This is a genomic window from Amycolatopsis sp. NPDC051071 (genome assembly GCF_040682875.1).
GTDB lineage: Bacteria > Actinomycetota > Actinomycetes > Mycobacteriales > Pseudonocardiaceae > Amycolatopsis.
On the sequence record NZ_JBFBBY010000048.1, the window covers coordinates 32,599 to 50,852 of the forward strand.

14 protein-coding genes, 2 tRNA genes and 1 pseudogene are annotated in these 18,254 nt (G+C 68.9%); 10 read left to right on the top strand and 7 right to left on the bottom strand.

Features of this window, described 5'->3' with window-relative positions:
- Positions 1-5: 5 nt before the first annotated feature.
- Positions 6-509, top strand: coding sequence for a hypothetical protein (locus tag AB0M65_RS17755; protein WP_364028443.1), 504 nt, complete (start codon positions 6-8; stop codon positions 507-509).
- 152 nt (positions 510-661) lie between these two features.
- On the top strand, positions 662-1,162 hold the full coding sequence (locus AB0M65_RS17760) for a hypothetical protein (protein ID WP_364028445.1): 501 nt from the start codon (positions 662-664) through the stop codon (positions 1,160-1,162).
- Between the two features lie 323 nt (positions 1,163-1,485).
- On the opposite strand, the gene AB0M65_RS17765 is transcribed toward AB0M65_RS17760, so the two are convergent.
- The 4 genes from AB0M65_RS17765 to AB0M65_RS17780 form a co-directional block, all read right to left on the bottom strand.
- Positions 1,486-2,730 carry a helix-turn-helix domain-containing protein gene (locus AB0M65_RS17765; protein ID WP_364028447.1) on the bottom strand — a complete coding sequence of 415 codons (1,245 nt, stop codon included), beginning with the start codon at positions 2,728-2,730 and terminating at the stop codon, positions 1,486-1,488.
- A 35-nt stretch (positions 2,731-2,765) separates the two neighbouring features.
- Positions 2,766-3,956 (bottom strand): helix-turn-helix domain-containing protein, encoded by a 1,191-nt coding sequence (locus AB0M65_RS17770; RefSeq protein WP_364028471.1) that lies wholly within the window; start codon positions 3,954-3,956, stop codon positions 2,766-2,768.
- A gap of 313 nt (positions 3,957-4,269) precedes the next feature.
- Complete coding sequence (locus AB0M65_RS17775) at positions 4,270-5,280, bottom strand: alpha/beta hydrolase (RefSeq protein ID WP_364028449.1); 1,011 nt, start codon at positions 5,278-5,280, stop codon at positions 4,270-4,272.
- A 331-nt stretch (positions 5,281-5,611) separates the two neighbouring features.
- Entirely contained in the window at positions 5,612-6,826 is a 1,215-nt protein-coding gene (locus tag AB0M65_RS17780; protein WP_364028473.1) for a helix-turn-helix domain-containing protein, read from the bottom strand.
- Between the two features lie 316 nt (positions 6,827-7,142).
- Here AB0M65_RS17780 and AB0M65_RS17785 point away from each other — a divergent pair, with 316 nt between their 5' ends.
- A complete protein-coding gene (locus AB0M65_RS17785; protein ID WP_364028451.1) occupies positions 7,143-8,339 on the top strand; it encodes a helix-turn-helix domain-containing protein in 1,197 nt (398 codons plus the stop codon).
- Here the strand turns inward: AB0M65_RS17785 and AB0M65_RS17790 are convergent.
- Genes AB0M65_RS17790 through AB0M65_RS17800 form a run of 3 tightly spaced genes read right to left on the bottom strand, consistent with a single transcriptional unit; the run spans position 8,279 to position 10,642 of the window.
- Positions 8,279-8,830, bottom strand: a complete 552-nt coding sequence (locus AB0M65_RS17790) for a GtrA family protein (RefSeq protein WP_364028453.1) — start codon at positions 8,828-8,830, stop codon at positions 8,279-8,281. The genes AB0M65_RS17785 and AB0M65_RS17790 overlap by 61 nt on opposite strands.
- A 7-nt stretch (positions 8,831-8,837) precedes the next feature.
- Entirely contained in the window at positions 8,838-10,040 is a 1,203-nt protein-coding gene (locus AB0M65_RS17795) for a lipase family protein (protein ID WP_364028455.1), read from the bottom strand.
- 32 nt (positions 10,041-10,072) lie between these two features.
- Positions 10,073-10,642, bottom strand: a complete 570-nt coding sequence (locus AB0M65_RS17800) for a hypothetical protein (RefSeq protein WP_364028457.1) — start codon at positions 10,640-10,642, stop codon at positions 10,073-10,075.
- 477 nt (positions 10,643-11,119) lie between these two features.
- Between AB0M65_RS17800 and AB0M65_RS17805 the strand changes: the two genes are divergently transcribed.
- From AB0M65_RS17805 to AB0M65_RS17835, 7 genes and pseudogenes are all read left to right on the top strand, one after another.
- Entirely contained in the window at positions 11,120-12,349 is a 1,230-nt protein-coding gene (locus AB0M65_RS17805; RefSeq protein ID WP_364028459.1) for a DUF6801 domain-containing protein, read from the top strand.
- Between the two features lie 64 nt (positions 12,350-12,413).
- On the top strand, positions 12,414-13,529 hold the full coding sequence (locus AB0M65_RS17810; protein ID WP_364028461.1) for a DUF6801 domain-containing protein: 1,116 nt from the start codon (positions 12,414-12,416) through the stop codon (positions 13,527-13,529).
- A gap of 137 nt (positions 13,530-13,666) precedes the next feature.
- Positions 13,667-14,043, top strand: a pseudogene (locus AB0M65_RS17815) (cation-transporting P-type ATPase); the annotation flags it as partial.
- 46 nt (positions 14,044-14,089) lie between these two features.
- Positions 14,090-15,967 carry a serine/threonine-protein kinase gene (locus tag AB0M65_RS17820; RefSeq protein ID WP_364028463.1) on the top strand — a complete coding sequence of 626 codons (1,878 nt, stop codon included), beginning with the start codon at positions 14,090-14,092 and terminating at the stop codon, positions 15,965-15,967.
- Positions 15,968-15,976: 9 nt separating this feature from the next.
- Positions 15,977-17,821: a serine/threonine-protein kinase gene (locus tag AB0M65_RS17825; protein WP_364028465.1), complete on the top strand. Its 1,845-nt coding sequence runs from the start codon at positions 15,977-15,979 to the stop codon at positions 17,819-17,821.
- Between the two features lie 88 nt (positions 17,822-17,909).
- Positions 17,910-17,984, top strand: a tRNA-Val gene (locus AB0M65_RS17830).
- Positions 17,985-18,019: 35 nt separating this feature from the next.
- Positions 18,020-18,091 (top strand) — tRNA-Val (locus AB0M65_RS17835).
- The last annotated feature ends 163 nt before the right edge of the window (positions 18,092-18,254 follow it).

Consider the following 18,254-nt stretch of genomic DNA (forward strand, 5'->3'; position numbering starts at 1 on the left):
AGGCGATGACCCGATTCACAGGCGCCCTCGCGGTGCTCGCCATGGCATTGGCCGCTTGGTTCGGCTACAGCTGGTGGGACGCGAGTCATGACGACGGCGTCGCGCGGGCAGCCGTCCGCGACGATGCCCTGCAAGCGGGCAGGCAGGCTGTCGCCGCATTGACCACTTTGGACTATCGGCAGGCCGAGCAGGGTTACCAGAACTGGCTGAACCTCTCCGGTGGCGCGCTGCACGACGAACTCGCGCGGGACCGGGAAGGCGGCCTCGGCCGGATCGGGCAGGCGAAAACCGTCACCACCGGCCGGGTCGTCGACGCCGCGGTGACCGAAGTGGACAGTGGCGGCGGGACGGCGGAAGTGATCGCCGCTGTCGAACTCGAGGTCCGGCCCGACGGCGGCGAAGCCGTGACCAAGCACAACCGGTTCCGCGCCGGCCTGAACCGGACGCCGGACGGGTGGCGGGTCACGTCACTCGGCCAGGTCCCGGTGACCGACAGCGGAAAGCCCTGACGGAGGACGGAATGCCCACGAAACGAGCCGTCAAACCAGCGCGGCGCACGGTGAAGGTGGCCGGGAAAATGGGCGGGAGCACGCGGACGAGTGTGCTGGAACCACCTGCTGACCTCCCTGACGTCGTTGAGCCAGTGCCAGTGCCTGTGCCTGTGCCGAAGCGCCGTTTGCCGCTGGTGTTCGGCGCGGTCGCGCTGGTGATGGCGGGCCTCGCGGGGTGGTTCGCGATCGAAGCGCGGGACGCCGCGGCGGTGCTGACGCAGAACACCGCGCTGACCGACGTCGCCACCACCGCTGAGGTGAGCGACCAGGTCGGCAAGGCACTCGGCACGGTCTTTTCCTACCGCTACGACGATCCCGCCAAGAGCGAGCAGGCAGCGAAGTCGGTACTGACCGGATCCGCGCTGGGGCAGTACGACCAGCTGTTCGCGCAGGTCCGGACCCTTGCGGCGGAACAGAAGCTTGTCGTCACCTCCACGCCGGTGGTCTCCGGGGTCAAGATGCTCGACGGCGATCGGGCGTCGCTGCTGGTGTTCCTTGACCAGACCGGGGTGCGCGGGGACGGACAGCGGAGCAGCGGTGCCGCCCAGTTGAGTGTGACCGCCGAACGTTCCGACGGGCGGTGGCGGGTCACCGCGCTCGCCGCGGCCTGACCCCAGCAGTACGTGAAGGACCCCTTCCTGTACCGGTGTCCGGGATTTCGGGTCGCTGCCGGAGTCTATGAAGGAATTGGGACGTCGAGTGTCCCAGTTCCTTCATAGACAAGCCCGAGCCCAGCCGAAAGGCCATGTTGCTGTCGCCGCGCGGCTTCGAACCAGGATGGCGTCCGAATACCCCGTCGAGTGGGTAGCCCTATCCGCTGACTTACCCCTCAATAACCCCCACTGCCACTCGCGACCCCTGCGCGCACTCTCGCGACTTTGCCGGGGCCCTGACCTAGGTACAGGAAGGGGTCCTTCACGTACTTGGATCGCCGTCAGGAGGGGGCTGACCGCAGGGCGAGGATCATTTCGAACCGCCGCTCAGGATCCCGCAGTCCGTCGGAGAACAACGCCTCCAGTTCCTGCGCCCGCGACCGTACGGTCTGCGGGTGCACCGCGAGCCGTTCCGCCACCTCGCGGACGTTCCCGCACGTCTCCAGCCACGCCAGCAGGGTGCCCGCCAGCCGCGATTGCTGCTTCCCGGTCAGCCCGGCCAGCGGCCCGAGCCGTTCCCGCACCAATTCGGCGGCGAGGAACGGTTCCTTGAGCAGCCAGAGCCGCGAAAGATGGTCGACACACCACGTCACGGGCTCGTCCGGGAGGACGCCGTCCTCGACGAGCCGCAGTGCTTCCCGCGCGGCTTGCCGGGAACGGGCCGCGAAGGCGGGCGGGACGGCGGGGCCGATCGCGGCTCGCCATCCGGCGAGGCTTTCGGCGAACTGTTCCCGTTCGCCTGCTTCGGGAGCGGGCAGCAACAGGCAGGGGGAGGCGCTCTCGAAGTCGGCCAGCCCGGCCGAAGCGGCCGCCGGGACCTCATCCGACGGCTGGTCGAGTGCGACGGCGACAAGCAGGTCCGGCAGCTGCCATCGGGCAAGGTCTGCGGCGTTCTTGACCACTTCGGGTGGTGACGGAGGCTCGGCGAGCAGTAGCTCCATCAGCCGGTGACGACGACGTTCCAGCGCGCCGGCGGCCTTCTCGCGTGCCTCCGCGTGGCCCTCGACGGATAGTGCCGAAAGCTCGTCGATGTAGGCGAAGATGGCTTCCGCGAGCAGGCACAGCGTCGCCGACGGGACGCCCGCGCGCCGCCCGGCGTCGGCCACCCGGCGCCAGGTCACCCGTGCCCCGACTCGGTACGCGGCTTGGAGGACGTCGACGTTGCGGCCCTGGTGGAACTCCTCGACGCCGAGGCTCAGAAAGACGTTCCGGCGATCCTCCGACGGCGCCTCGGGGTTCCCGATGCGGTCGAGGAACTGCAGGAACGCCATCTGGACGCCGGTTTTGAGTGACTTCCCGAACGCGCCGTCCAGTGGCCGCGCGTAGTCGGGGATGGTCCGCTGGATCTCGCGGACGACCTCCCCGGCCACGTCGGCGAGCACCGGGCGGAAGACCGTCGCCAGTTCTCTCGGCAGCAGCGCCCAGAGCTGGACAGGACGCCCGCTCGACCCACCCGGCCGAGCGGGTGTGAGGAGCGGGCCGTACGTCGCTTCGATCCCGCTTCGGGCATCCTGCGGTCGGGTCACCTCGTCACCTCGTTGTGAGTGGGAAACGCTGGTCTTCAGTCCTCGGCGAGCAAGGCCTCCGCGCGCAGGGCGATCTCCATGTCGAGCCGGTCGTCCGCGTTGTTCAGCCGGTCGCCGAAGAGATCGATGAGCTGGTGCATGCGGTACCGGACGGTCTGCGGGTGGACCTTGAGTTTCTTCGCGATCTCGGGTGCGCTGCCCCGGGACTGCAACCAGATCAGCAACGTCTCCCCGAGCCGTGTCCGCTGCTTGGGGGTGAGGTCGTTGAACGGGGCGAGGCTGCGCGCGCACAGCTCACGGACCAGGAACTCGTCGGCGAGCAGCCACAGGGTGGACAAATGGTCGCTGTACCGCGTGACCGGGTTGTCCGGCAGGACCTGACGCTGGATCAGCCGCAGGGTGCGGCGGGCCCACAACAGCGAGCGTGGCGCTTCGGTGAGCCGCACGGCCGGGCCGATCACCGCCCGCCAGCCGGGAAGCCGTTCGGCGAGGTCCTTCAGGTGTTTGTCGGGGTCGCCGGTGACCAGGCAGGGCTTGGGGCCCTCCAGATCGACCAGGACGTCGGCGTCGAGGTCGGCGCTGTCCGGGTCGAGCGGGCCGAGCCGCCGTTCCAGTGCGACGACCGTGACTTCGGCGGGCAGTGCCCACTGGGCGTTCGCGGCGTGGGACGCGATCGACTGCGGTGAGGACGGCGGATCGGAGAGGATCAGTTCGAGCAGTCTGCGCCTGCGTCTCGCTCTGGTGCCCGCGGCCCGTTCCTGAGCGGCCGTGTAGCCCTCGATGGACAGCGCCGAAATCTCGTCCACGTAGGCGAAGATCGCTTCGGCGGTGGTGCACAGGAGATCGGCGTCCGCTCCGATCGCCTGGCCGAATTCCGACACGTGCCGCCAGGCGACGCGGCCGCCGACGCGGTAGGCCGTCTGCAGGCAGTCGAGACTGCGGCCCTCGCTGAACTCGACCTTCCCGAGATTGCGGAAGACCGTGGTCCACTTGTCGAGTGGCGCCGTCCCCTGACCGATGGTGTCGAGGCAGTGCAGGATCGCCTGCCGGATACCCTGAGTGATGATCTGTCCGAACGCGCCTTCCAGTGGCTGCGCGTATTCGGGAACGGCTCGTTGTACCTCCTGCAGGATGGCTCGTGCCATGGGGTCCACCCGCGGCCGGAACCTTTCGCCCAGCTCGCGGGGCAGTGACGCCCACAGTCCATTCGCGCCGGTGCTGCGCACGGGTCGGTTCTCCACTGGGGTTCTCGGTGCCGGCGTGAAGGCGCGCGGTCGCTGGACCGGACCCGGTGGCTGGCGGTGCGGTGTGGCGGGGTGACGCACGTCGTGCCGCGAGAACCCGGTATCCAAGTCGGTCATGTTTTTTATCCTTGCTGGCAACAAAATCAGCCTCTTCAACGGTGAAGCCGATCCAGATTTTGTGGCTCACGCAACATAAAATCCGGCCGAGAGGACTGTCAACGGCTGGCGGGGCCTTGATCGGCCACCTGGATGGACTACACCCGAACGGGTGGTCCGATCCGGCGGCAGGTGACATTTACCCACGCGGGGGATGGGGCCCGGATGACAACTTTTCCGGGACGCTCCGAGGGGGCTTTTGGGGCATTTCGACCTGGTTCGCGGCCTCGCTCGCCCGGATGAGCACCTCGACGACCTCGTCCAGGCTCAGCCGGGCGGGTTCGGTCTCGTCCAGGAAGCGCTCGATCTCGCCGCCGAACCGGGCCGGGTCGGCCACATGAGGAAAGTGTTTCGCATTTTCGAACACCGTCAAGCGGCTACCTGGCAGCAGTTCGGCCGTCTTCCGGCCGTGTTCGACCGGGATGAGCGGGTCGTGCGCGCCCCAGACGAGGAGTGTGGGCACCTGCTGGGCGAGATAGAGCTTGTCGACGGCACTCGCGCGCTGGCCGCGGAGGTCGATGAGGCCGCGCGCGATGAAGAGGAACGCCCGGCGGCGGCCAGGGTCGGAGAGTGACGAAAGGTGCCTTGTCAGCTCGCGTGTCTCGGGGGCGAGTTTGCCGCCGAGACGGCGCCCGGCGGCGGCGAGGCCGCGGGCGATCGCCACGGTGGCCGGATTGACGGCGGCCGACAGTGTCGCCTTGGCCCCCGGCAGCGCCGTCGCGCGCAGCACCGAGGTCACCTGCGGGCCGAGGCCGGCGCTGCCCACGAGCACCAGCCGGGCGCACATCTCCGGGAACTGGTAGGCGAACTGCATCGCGATCCCGCCGCCGAGGGAGTGCCCGGCGATCGTCGCGTGCCGTCCCCCGGTCAGCGCGAGGACGTCGCGGACGACGCTCGCCATCGCGCCGAGGCCGTAATCCGCCCGCGGGGTGCCGGAATCGCCGTGCCCCGGCAGATCGGGGACGAGAACGCGGTGGCCGAACCCGGTCCGCTCGAAATGCTCCAGCAGCGGGCGCCAGGTCTCGCCGCTGCCCGAGATCCCGTGCAGCAGCACGAGCAGCTCACCGGAATCGTCCGGTGTGGACGGGCGGTATTCCCGTAGCCTGATTTCCTGGCCGTGCAAGGTCAGCGTGCGTGCTTCGAGGGCCATGTTCCGCCTTTCCGTTGTCGGGCGTCAAAATAACGTGAAGAACGGCCGGCCCGTCAGCGTGTCGCCGGACCCGTCCGGCAATTGCGACCGGCGTGACAAGAAAGCAGCCGCCGCCCCCGTCCCCGGTGCTAAATCCTGGTATGCCGGAACAATTGCGCATCGACATTTCCCGGCTGTCCCGGTATTCAGGAAAGCGTCGGTAAACACCTGTCACCAGGGGAGAAACGCATGGCCTGCCGGGCGGACTTCCACATCGAACAGCCCCGTGCCGGGCGTTCCCGCCGCGGCCTGCGCTGGGTGCTGCCCGTCGTGCGGCCGCCGGAGCGGCGGGTCAGGCGGGTCCTTCGTCGCGGCGGTGGGCGCGCATGAGCCGCTGGGCACGCAGCGCGAGGTGCATGCCCAGCCGGTCGTCGGCGTCCTTGAGCCGGTCGCCGAACAGTTCTTCCAGCTGCCGCAGGCGGTTTCGCACGGTCTGCGGATGCACGCCAAGCCGCTGCGCGATCTCCGGTGCCCCGCTGCGGGTTTCCAGCCACGCCAACAGGGTTTCGCTGAGCCGCTCGCGCTGTTTCCCGCTCAGCGAGGTGAACGGGTCGAGACTCCGCTTGGCCAGTTCGGCGCTGAGGAAGTCCTCGGCGAGCAACCACAGCGTGGCGAGGTGATCGCGGCACCAGACGACCTGACCGAGGGCGTCCTCGCTGGTCAGCAGTAACGCGCGACGCGCGGTGCGCAGTGCGGCCGGCGCGTCGGTGAGCGGTACGACGGGCGAGATCGCCGCGCGCCAGCCGTCCAGTGCGTCCTTCAGCCGGGCGAACGTCGCGTCGGGATCGGCGGTGAGCAGGTACGGCTCGGCGGCGTCGAGATCGGTCAAGACGTCGTCGTCCAGGAGGTGGGTGGGGAATTCATGGGCGCCGTGGCCGCGCTGAAGGGCGACCATGGCCGCGGTTTCCGGCAGCCGCCACCCGGCCCCGTTCGCCAGGCTCGCGATACTGCACGCGGATCCTTCCGGTGCCTGCGCGATCAGTTCGAGCAGCCTGCGACGGCGAAGCGGGATCGCGCCGGCGGCCTGTGCCTCCGCCTCCTGGTAGCCCTCGATCGTCGTGGCGCACAACTCGTCGACGTAGACGAAGACGGACTCGGCGGCGAGTGCGACGATGTCCGTCCCGACGCCGAGACCACCCGCGATGGGCCGCATCGCGCGCCAGGCCGCGCGGGCCCCGATGGTCGCGCTGTCGTGCAACGGTTCCAGGCTGCGGCCTTCGGTGAACTCGATCCGCCCGCGCAGGCGGTAGAAGCCGGTCCAGCGGTCGTGCGGCAGGTCCGGATCGCCGATGCAGTCGACGTAATGCCGCACCGCACGCTCGCAGGAGACGACCAGGACGCGGCCGAAGACGCCACGCAACGGCAGTGAGTACGCGGGAACCGACCGCTGCACCTCCTTGATCATCGCGGCCGCGGCATGACCGGTATGCGGACGCAGTTCTTCGCCGAGCGAACGCGGCAGTGTCGCCAGCATCCGGAAACTGCGGTACTCGACCACGAAGACCACCTTTGATTTCGCCGAACGGGCGGCGGGAAACATGAATCCGTTTGCATAACTGCGCCGGATCTGGCGGGGAGCGGCGCAGGGAGTGTTTCTACTCGATCGGCCGTCGGCGTGCACCACGAATGTGACGTTGAATTGACGACGGAAAGTCGCGATACTCTTCCCCGTCGCCACGGACGGGTGTTTCGGTGCGGCGCCTTTTGACACGGATGCGGCACCGGTTCTACGCTCCGTGCATTCGAGTGCGCCGGTGGCGCGCGGACGAAAGGGAATGAGTGCCCGAAATCGTCGGCCTACTTCCGAACAGGGGAGCGCGCACTTGAGCTGGCAGCCCGTGGGTTCCTTGTGGGCGCGGCTGCCGAGGGAGCTCGGTGACGCCGTCCGGCCGCGGATCCCGGCGATCGCCCGGCACTGCGTCGAGGGTGTGGTGGCCGAAATCGGCGAATGCGCCGAGGTGTTCAGCGACAGCGACGCCCGCGCGGCCGCCGTCGAGCTGACCCGGCGCGGTATCGAACGTGCCATCGACCGGGTCGGGGTCCCCGAACTGCTCCAGAACGACCTGCTGACGGATTTCCGCGCGCAGGGCCGAATCGCGTTCCATCAAGGACTCAGCCGCGAGGCAACGCAGGCGGCGTTCCGGGTGTCCAGCCGCGTGCTGTGGCGTTCGATCGCCGCGGCGGGCCGTCAGCTGCGGTTGTCCGGTGACGTCCTCTACGGCGCCGCCGAGTGCCTGTTCGGCGACGTCGTGGAGGTGACGATGGCGCTGACCGAGGGCTACAACGCGGCGCAGGCCGAGGCCACCGGGCCCGCGGAGCAGCGGGCCCGGTTGTTCCGGCTGCTGACCGGTGGCACCGGGTACACGAGGGCCGACGCCGTGGCGCTCGCCGTCGCGATCGGCTGGCGGTTTCCGGAACGGGTGACCGCGGTCGTCTTCAGCTCGGCTCCCGGTGCACCCGCGTTCCCCGCTGGATTGCTGCCCGCGGCGGTGCCCGCCGATCTGGTGTCCGACGTGCCCGGCGCGCTGGTCGCCGATCCGGAAACCGGGCTCGGCGGCCTGCGGGAACTGCCGACCGGCTGGTCCGCGACGGTCGGGGTGTCCGTTCCCGTGGCACAGGCCGCCGAGTCGTTCCGGATCGCCCGCCGCGCCTCCGCGCTGGCGCAGCGGGGGATGATCACCACGGTCGGCCCGGTGCTGTGGTGCGACGAGCACATCACCACCTTGCTGCTGCTCGCCGACGAATTCCTGCTGGACCAGCTGGCGGGTGAGGCGCTGGAGCCGTTGTCGGGGCTGGCGCCACGACAGCACGAGGAGCTGGCGGCCACCCTGCTCACCCAGGTGCAGACGCGGGGGAGCGCACCCGAGATCGCCCGGCGGCTCGCCGTGCACCCGCAGACCGTGCGGGCACGGCTGCGACGGCTCACGGAGTTGTTCGGGGGGCGGCTGGAGGATCCGGATCAGCGGCTGCGGATCGAACTCGCGCTGCGTGCGGAACGGCTGCGGCCCGCGGACGCCTGACGGGCTCCCGCCACCGGGAACACCCAGCGGCGGTAGCCCCACCAGCGGAACGCCGAACCCGCCGCGGTGCCGAGCAGCATGCCGCTGACGAAGTCGGCGATCTCCTGTGCCAGGAAGCTCACTTCGGGGACTTCCAGGTCCAGGACGTAGCGTGAGATCAGTGGCGGGCAGAGATTGATCATGACGGCGATCGCGTTGACCGCGAAGAACAACGTGGCCTCGTGCAGTCGTGGCCTGCCGCCGCGGGTGTGGAACGCCCAGCGCCGCGAGAGCAGGTACGCGAAGGCCGTCGCCACGACGGTCGCGATGGCCAGTGCGGTGACCGGTTTCGTTTGCAGGACGGTGAGTTTGAGCCCGTAGTTGGTCCCGAGGGTGAGACCGAAAGCGGCGAGCCCGACGGTGGCGAACCGGAGCAGCTCACGCCGCTTGCCCGTTCGCGCACCGCCGGATACCACCTCGTCCACAAAGGACTCAGGGGCGGTTCTGAGCATCGGAGGCTCAGCAGTTCGTCGTCGCCGGGATGCCCGCGACGCGGTCCTTGAGGAAGGCGAGCACGTCGGCGTTACCGGTGTAGACGGCCGTGATGTGGTCGGTCTCGAAGGTCTTCCAGGTCGTCTTGACCCCGGCCGCGCAATAGGTCTTGTGCAGTGCGTCGGCTTGGGCGAACTGCACGAGCTGGTCCTGGGTGGCGTGATAGAGGAACACCGGGGCCTTCGGCGGGGTGCCGCCGAGCTTGTTCTCGTTGAGCCGCTTCACCCATTCCGGCCGCACGTAACCGGGGCTGGTCGTGTAGTCGGCGATCTTCTGGTTCGCGTAGGTGGTGAGCAGTTCGAACGTACAAGCGCTCTTCCGCATTTCGGCCAGTTTCACGCGTCCGTTGTCGCTGAGGAACGAGTCCAGCTTCAGTTCGGGATAGGCGTTGTCCAGTCCGACGAGGGCGTAGGCGAAGACGCCGAACCCGGCCTTCCCGTCCAGTTGCAGGGTGACCTGGACGAGATCGGCGGGCACACCACCTGCCGCGACCCCGACGAGGTTCAGTTCCGGGGCGTAGGACGGCTGGAGTTCGCCTGCCCACGCGGCAGCCCCGCCGCCCTGGGAGTACCCGCGGAAGAGCACCTTGGCGTCGGCGGACAGCTTCGCCTCCGGCAGGCGCTGGGCCGCGCGGACCGCGTCGATCATCGCCGGGCCTTCGGAACGGCCGACCACATAAGTCGTCTTCGGGTTCTGGTGGTAGCCCTCGTAGTCGGTGAGCGCGACGGCGTATCCGGCGTCGAGCAGGTCGTCGAGACCGGACTGCTCGTAGAACGCGCCGATGTCGATCATCGCCGACGGCGTGCAGGTGAACGCCGGGCCGTGGGTACCGGCGCCGAACGAGACGATCGGCGCCGTCGACGGGGTGGCGTTCTTCGGCACGAGCACCGTCCCGGTCACCGCGTCCGGCCGCCCGAGGGCATCGGTTGACAAGTACATCACCTGCCACGCGTTGACGGAATCCTTACGCGGTCCGGCTTTCGAGACACGGGAGCGGATGATGTCACCCGGTTTGCCCGCCGGGAGCGGGGACGGCGGGGTGTAGAACGAGTCGTCGGACGCCGCCGGGGTGGCGGAGTTCGCCGGGCTCCCGCTCAGCGCGGTCAGCAACCCGGCGGTCAGGACGACCGCCAGCGCGGCGGCGAGCGGGCGGGGGAACGAGATCGGCACGGCCGGGCCTCCAGGGAGCGCGGGACGGGGTGTCAGGCGTTGCCGTAGACCTGGCGGCAGGTCTGGGATTCGGCGAACGCGAGGTTCAGTTCCGGGTTGGCGCGCAGTGGCTTGATCGGGCCTTCCGGCTCGCTCAGCCCGCTCATCGTGCTGTCCGCGTCGGCGATCACCTTCTGCAGGCTCGCCTGGTCGGAGACCTTGGCGTCCTGCATCTTCGCCAGAGTGGCGGACACCTTCGACTTGGTGTCGCCGAGGGTGCTGGTCGCCTTGTCCACAGCGGACTGTCCATCCGGGACCGGCGGCACGCCGGCGTTGCGGATCCCGCCTGCCATGTCGTCCAGCGCGGCGGTGAGGGAATTCAGGAAGCTCACCATCGCGGTCTTCGTCCCCTGCGGGTTGGCGGCGTCGAACGCGGGTGGCTGCGACAGCTTCGCCGAGCCGTTGGCGACTCCGGAACACACCTTGTCCACCCAGGCGAGCGCGGCGGGGTCGGCGTGCTGGACGGAGTCGATGGGCTCGTCGGACCCGCAGGCACTCAGCAGGACCGCCGCGGCGGTCACGGAGACGGTGGCGAACGCGATTCGCGCTGCCGTGCGGCGCATTCTTTTCATGGTTTCCCCGTCGAATTCGGCGAAAGAGGCCGGCATCCGCGGTGGTCGGCGGTGACCGGCAGGCTGAACCGCGAGGTTACTCAGGAAGGATTCCGTCAGGCAAGCGGATCGGTGCGCCGTGGAGCAGGGAAAAAGGCTATTGGCATGTGTGAGACAGTTTCGCGCATTGCGGTTGTCACCCGCGTCAGCAGTTCTTCCGTATGCCTCAAGTGGCTCTGTGCTGGGGAAACCCACGTGCCCCTACTAGGAACCACGTGGTCGCACCGTGCAAGGGTGACAATTTACCGAGTGTGAGTCAACTTTTCCGGAGAAGGCCTTGAAAGCGGTGCGGGCGCGTCGTTAGTTTACTGATCGGTTGCGATCCGTCAGACATCGTCGCTACCCGGAGAATTCTCTCGGGCCGATATTCAGTGCTCTGGGGAATTGTACGCCGTTTCGTATCATCGTTGATACCACGGAAGGACGATCGTGAGTCACCGTAGAGGAACAAAGAAGGCGGTCGCCGCCGCCGCTGCCGGTGCTGTTGGCCTTGCCACCGCAGTACTCGTGGTCGGGGCACAGTCCAGTGTCGCCGAGCCGATCTCGCTGCCGCTCAACTACCACTGCAACCTCCCGCTGGTGGGTTCCCAGTCGCTGAAGGTGGTGATCAACACCGATCTCCCGCTGTCGGTCAAGACCGGGCAGCCGACCGGCACGTTCGACATCAAGGCCGTTTCCACGATCAACGCGGATACGGTCAGCGGGCTGAACCTGATCGGTGCGACGACGCTGGAAGGCCAGGCCATCGCGGCGGCGACCGTGGCGGCACCGGGGCTCAACCTCCCGGTCAAGGTCCCCAACGACATCGCCAAGTCGAATATCCCCACCTCGGGTGAGATGACGGTCAACGCGGCGGGCAAGACCCCGTCGCTGACCTTCAACCAGCCCGGCGAGGCGAAGATCAGCGTGGGTGACCTGCAGCTGAAGGTCACCCCGCGCAAGGCCGACGGTTCGGTCACCGGCATCACGCCGGACGGCACGATCGACGCGCCGTGCACGCAGGATCCGGGCCAGAGCAACACCCTGGCCACGATCAAGATCGGGGACGGCGGCGGCACCACCACGCCGACCACCACCCCGACCACGCCCACCACCACCCCCACGACGCCGACCACACCGACGACGCCGCCCACCACCACGACCCCCGGCGGTGGCGGACTGAAGTACGCGTTCGGCATCAAGGGTCAGACCGCGTTGAAGGCGCTCGGCAGCACCGCGCCGATCAACGGTTCCTTCGACGCGGACGTGGACCTCGCTTCGAAGACGTTCACCGGTGACCTGAAGCTCGACCCGTCGCGGACCGAATTCAAGCTGTTCGGTTTCGTACAGGGTGCTTCGGACATCAAGGTCGAGCAGGTCGGCAAGCAGACCGGTGAACTCGTCGGCACCGGTTTCAAGGCGCACATCAAGTTCAACGTGTTCCTGCCGAGCGTGCAGGTCTTCGGGATCCCCCTCAGCAGCGACCCGAAGTGCGGCACGGTCAGCCCGTCCACCAGCGAGATGACCACCGGACCGGACTTCGACCTGCTCAAGGGCGGGAAGCTGTCGGGCGCCTATTCGCTGTCGGGGCTGCAGAACTGCGGTTCCTTCAACGACATGATCAGCCTGTTCACCAAGAGCGACGGCAACACGCTTGATCTGAACCTCACCAAGAAGTAGCCAGGCAAGCCGGTCCCCGTCGCCCCGTGCGGCGGGGACCGGCGCCGTGCACGGGAAGGCGACCATGCCCCTCCGCATCACCGTCCGGACGCTGCTCGCGACGGGCCTCATCGTCCTGCTCACCGCGACCTGCCTGCTGTTCGTGGCGGTCAGCGGTGCCGCGGCAGGCACACCCGTCGACAAGAAACTCTCCTACACCTGCCCGTTCCCGCTGATCGGGCTGCAGAAGCTCGACGTGAATATCAAGGCGGACTTCGACATCCCCGCCGCTCCCGGTGGCACCCTCACGACGTCCGGGCTGACCATCACCGTAAGCGTGCCCGACAAGGCGGCGCGCGGGCTGAACCTCGTCGGCGCCACCACCATCGAAGGCACCGCCGCGGCGGGCGTGACGCTGGTCAACGGCGACGCGAAGCCGTTCCCGGTGACCATTCCGCTGGCCGTGGCCAAAACCGACATCCCGCAGACGGGTGGTTTCAGCCCGGTCGCGACCGGCTCCGTTCCCGCGGTGACGCTGGCGAAGCCGGGCAAGACCACACTGACCGTCGGCGACTTCACCACCCGGCTGACGCCGAAGAAGGCCGACGGTTCGTTCACCGGCCTCGGATCCTTCACTTCGGACTGCACACTCGACCCGGGCCAGGACGCGGCCCTGCTCTCGTTCGACCTCGGCGACAAGCCGGCCGGACATCGGTACGCGGTCGCCGGGAAGACGACCGTGAAGGCGCTGAACGCCACGGCGCCGCTGGCAGGCGGGTTCGAGCTGAGCCCCACCGCGGCGACCGTTTTCACCGGCGGCCCGGTGTTCGACAAGACGCACACGGACTTCCGGCTCTTCGGGTTCCTCCCGGGCGCCGCGGATCTCGAGTTCGTCGCCGACGGGCCGCAGGGTGGCGACCTCACCGGGACGGGCTTCGTCGCCCGGCCCCGGTTCACCACCGTCCTCCCGCTCGTCACCCTCGTCGGCATGCCGGTCAGCAGCGGTCCGGGCTGCCGGACGTCGAGCCCGTCGACCGCGGAACTGCGTACCGGCGACGGCTTCACGATGGCGGGCGGGGGCACGCTCACCGGTACCTACCCGCTCGCGCCACTGACCGGGTGCGGCGCTTTCACGCCGTACCTGAGCACGTTCGTCCAAGGCGACGGCAACACGTTCGATCTCGTGCTGACGCCGCGCTGAAGTCACCTGTTTCCACCACCAAGGAACGACTGATCCAGGGGAGTGCCGTGAGATGACGATTTCCGCGCCGGTTGCCGACGAGGCCACGGCCGTCGTGACCGCGGCGCGCGCGGAACTACCCGATCTGCCGCCGGTGGACGGTCCTGCTCACCGGCGATAACGAGGGCGCCGCCCGGGTGGTCGGGGACGAGGTCGGGATCTCCGACGTCCGCGCCGGGGTCCTGCCCGCGGAGAAGGCGGCGGTCATCGAGGAACTGCGGGCCGGGGGAGACTGGTCCGTGCGGACTTGCGCGTGGTCCCGGACGCCATCCGCCTCGCGGACCGCACGCTGCGGATCATCCGGGGGAACCTGGCGTGGGCGTTCGGCTACAACGTGGCCGCGATCCCGCTGGCGGCGTTCGGGCTGCTGAACCCGCTGATCGCCGGGGCGGCGATGTCACTGTCGTCCGTGCTCGTGGTGTCCAACAGCCTCCGGCTCAGGGACTTCGGCCGGGCCGACCGACGCCCTGCGTGACACTTCCGGGTGGTTTTGTACCATCGCCCCTGACAAGGGGGCCTTCGTGAAGCCGTTGAACACCGGCGAACCCGCCGGCGTGGGGCGCTACCGGGTGTTCGCCGCGCTCGGTGAGGGCGGGATGGGCCGGGTACTGCTCGGCGTCTCCTCCGACGGCCGCCTGGTCGCGATCAAGCAGGTGCACCCGGGATTCGCGCACGATCCCGGCTTCCGCGAGCGGTTCCGGCGCGAGGTCGAGACGTCGCGCCTGGTCTCCGGCGCGTACACCGCCCCGGTCATGGACGCCGATCCGCACGCACCGACACCGTGGCTGGCGTCGGTGTTCGTGCCAGGCCCGTCGCTGTCCGAGGCTGTCGCCGCGGGCGGGCCGCTGCCTGCCGGATCGCTCCGGCACCTCGCCGCGGGGCTCGCGCTGGCGCTGGGCGACATCCACCGCGCCGGGCTGATCCACCGCGATCTGAAGCCGAGCAACGTCATCCTCGCCGGAGACGGCCCCAGGGTGATCGACTTCGGCATCGCCCGCGCCGTCGAGGGAGATTCGGAGCTCACGCACACCGGGGCCGTCCTCGGCTCGCCCGGGTTCATGTCGCCGGAGCAGGCCGAGGGCAAGCCGCTGACCTCGGCGAGCGACATGTTCTCCTTCGGCGCGCTGCTGGTGATGGCCGCGACCGGGACGAACCCGTTCACCGGAACGTCCACTCCGCACACCCTCTACAACGTCGTGCACGTCCAACCGGATCTGCGGCACCTCGCCCCGGAGCTACGGCGGATCGTCGAGCCGTGCCTTGCCAAGAATCCGGCGGACCGGCCGACCCCGGCCTGGGTACTGGAGCGGCTGGGGCCGATCCCGCCGATGACGAGCCCCTGGCCGCCGGCGGTGGCGCGGCTCATCGAGACACAGCAGACCGAGGTCCGACGCCTGCTGAGCCCGCCGAAACGATCCCGGCGCGGCCTTTACGCCGGGCTCGCCGCGGCCGCCGTCGTCCTTCTCGTCGGCGGTGTGGTCGCGGCGGTCTCCCTGACCGGGGACGACCCGCCTCCCGCCGTCGCCGCGCCAAGCACGTCGCCGCCGCCGGACGTGCCCGTCACCACCCCGGTCAACCCGGACCCGCTCGGCCCGGACAACCTGCGCAAGGTGGACCTGTGCAAGGTGCTCGAAGGGCGTGACGTGCCCGGATTCGGCAAGCTGAGCAAGAAGATCGACATCCAGTTCGACTCGTGCACGTATTCGTCGCCTTCGGGTAAGTGGCTGGAGCTGGCCGTCGTCGGCAACCTGATCGAAGGCCAAGCGGGCGGAGAGCTCGAAGGACTTCCGCTGAGTATCAAGAGCTCCGGCAACGCGTGCGACGTCGCTGTCGCCGTCACCGGCCTGCCGAACACGGTACTCAGCGCCGGCGTGAACTCGGTGTCCACAAAGGACCAGATGTGTTCGATCGTGAAGGCGGCCCTCGCCGACGCGGTCAAGCGGATCCGGGCCGGTGGCCACGACCGCGACCTTCCGGCGGGCACGCTGGCGCCACTGGACCCGTGTGCGCTGATCGGCCCGGCGACCGCCGACCGGTTGGTCGGCCCGGTGGTCGAGACGATCCGTGAGCATCTGCACCAATGCCGGTACGACGCGGTGGGAAGCCTCCGGGTCGACCTCGTGCGCGGACGCCCGCCCGTGGAGTCGAAGGACTCGTACTACGCCAAGAAGGCCACCCTGGACCTCGGCGGCACCAAGGTGTACCTGGCTCAGAACGACGACGGCGTCGCCCGCTCCACTTGCTCGCTGACCTGGCAACACCGGTCGGTCAGCGAGAAGGACGGCGAGAACGTCGAGCTGACGATGGGCACCAGCGGCTCGAAGCTGACCGCCGACGAGGCCTGCGACAAGGCGAAAGGCTTCGCCGAGGCGCTGCTGCGGAAACTCCCGAAACCCTAGGGCTGATCAGTGAAACCGTTGAATCCCGGCGAACCCCGGCAGATCGGCCCGTACCGGATCATCGCCGAGCTCGGCGAAGGCGGCATGGGCCGGGTCGTGCTGGGCCTCGCCCCGGACGGCAGGCTCGTCGCGGTCAAGCAGCTGCACGCCCAGTTCGCGCACGATCCGCGCTTCCGCGAGCGGTTCCGGCGCGAGGTCGCCACGTCGCGACTGGTCTCGGGTGCCTACACGGCGGCCGTCATGGACGCCGACGCGGAAGCGGAAACCCCGTGGCTCGCTTCGGTCTTCGTCACCGGGCCGTCACTGAAGGAAGCCGTCGACGCGGCAGGCCCGCTGCCCGCCGAGTCCGTGCGGCTACTGGCTTCGGGGCTCGCCGCGGCATTGACCGAGATCCACCGCGCCGGCCTGATCCACCGGGACCTCAAGCCCAGCAACATCATTCTCACGAGTGACGGGCCGAGGGTGATCGACTTCGGCATCGCGCGGGTGGCCGAGGACGCACCGGACCTCACCGGGACGGGTGCGATCATCGGGTCACCCGCGTTCATGTCGCCGGAACAAGCCGGAAGCGGGCAGGTCACTGGGGCGAGCGACGTATTCTCCCTCGGCGCGATCCTGGTCATGGCGGCGACCGGACGCGGCCCGTTCACCGGTCCGACCGCGCCGCAAACTCTGTATAACGTCGTGCACAGCGGCGCGGATTTCACCGACGTCCCGGAGGAGGTCCGGCGGCTCGCCGAGCCGTGCCTTGCCAAGGACCCGGCACGGAGGCCCACCCCGGCGCAGATCCTGAACCACCTCGGCCCGGTGCCGCCGGGTGCGGCTCCCTGGCCGCCCGCGGTGCACGCGAGGATCCAGCAGCAGGACCTCGAAGTGCGTTCGGTGCTGGCTTTGCCGCTTCCGGTCTGGCGGCCGCCGCCGAAGAAGATGGCGCCGCGGACCAAGAAGATCCTGTTCGGCTCGCTGGCCGCGGTCGTCCTGCTCGTGGTCGCCGGGATCGTCGCACTCGGTCTCTCCATCGCCGGCTACGCCAAACCCGAGGATCCCGGGGTGACTTCACTGGCGGTGTCCGAAGCACTCAGCCCGGAACGCCTGCGCCTCGCCGACCCGTGCAAGGTGCTGGCAGGCCGGTTCGTGCGGGAATTCGGCACGCTGAAGCCGGACACGAACCAGTTCTACCCGGCACGCTGCAAGTACACCGGCCTCAACGGTGCCGCCTTCGACCTCCAGCTGGGCGAGGGTGTGACCACCAGCGGTCTCGAACGCACGGACCGCACCGCCGAGGGACTTCCGTTGTCTCACAGCACCATCAGCGGAGGCTGCGACTCGGTGGTGCAGCTGCCGTCGGACCGCCGGCTCGGGGTGCTCATCCGGAACACCAACCGGGACGGCGACGCCTGCAAGGCCGCCGACGACGTGCTCACCGCCGCCCTCACGCGCCTGCGCACCCACGAGGCCGACCGCGCCGGCGACCCGGCGAGCATCCTCCCACTCGATCCGTGCGCCGTCCCGGATCCCGCCGTGGTCACCAAGAACGTGCCCAACGCGCAGGCCGCTCCGCGCACGCTGCGCATCTGCGAGTGGGAGGGCGGCGGGGACACGCTGACCGTCGAACTGAACCGGGGTGCTTTCGGGCAGGAAGGCACCCCGGTCGATCTGGGGAACGGCGTCACCGGCGGCCTGCGTGAAGTCGGGGGGACGAGCTGCGTCGTGACGTGGCAGCACCGCCCTCTCCCGGACCGCGAGGCCGAGCACATCGCCGTCCGCCTGTACGCCGGGGGAGCGACCGGAAGCCCTTGCGACCGGGTCAAGGACATCGCCACGTCGGTCGCTTCGCGGTTGCCGAAGCCCTGAACCAGGCGGCTTTGATCGAGAGGGGATCCCCTGTGCGCACCCGGAAACGGGTCCGCTAAGCTAGGGCCTGTACGAACAACTACACAACGCGCGTTTAGCTCAGCGGGAGAGCGCTTCCCTGACACGGAAGAGGTCACTGGTTCAATCCCAGTATCGCGCACCAGGTTCACTTCCCCGGTGAACCGGAGTTCGTACCGCGGGCGATTAGCTCAGGGGGAGAGCGCTTCGTTCACACCGAAGAGGTCACTGGTTCGATCCCAGTATCGCCCACCGCAAGCCCCATCTTCGAAGGTGGGGCTTTTCGCGTTGCGCGGGTCGCGGGCCCGGTAGGGGCTGAACGCGGTCGACGCCGGGCGTGTGTGGCTCTCGGCATATCCTGTGTCCTGAAGGCCCCCTTTGAGACGATCAACGTCTCAAAGGGGGCCTTCAGGAC

Coding starts and splice junctions, on each gene's coding strand:
- AB0M65_RS17800 (WP_364028457.1), bottom strand. CDS start 10,642: ATGCGCCGCACGGCAGCGCGAATCGCGTTCGCCACCGTCTCCGTGACC.
- AB0M65_RS17775 (WP_364028449.1), bottom strand. CDS start 5,280: ATGGCCCTCGAAGCACGCACGCTGACCTTGCACGGCCAGGAAATCAGG.
- AB0M65_RS17755 (WP_364028443.1), top strand. CDS start 6: ATGACCCGATTCACAGGCGCCCTCGCGGTGCTCGCCATGGCATTGGCC.
- AB0M65_RS17810 (WP_364028461.1), top strand. CDS start 12,414: ATGCCCCTCCGCATCACCGTCCGGACGCTGCTCGCGACGGGCCTCATC.
- AB0M65_RS17790 (WP_364028453.1), bottom strand. CDS start 8,830: ATGCTCAGAACCGCCCCTGAGTCCTTTGTGGACGAGGTGGTATCCGGC.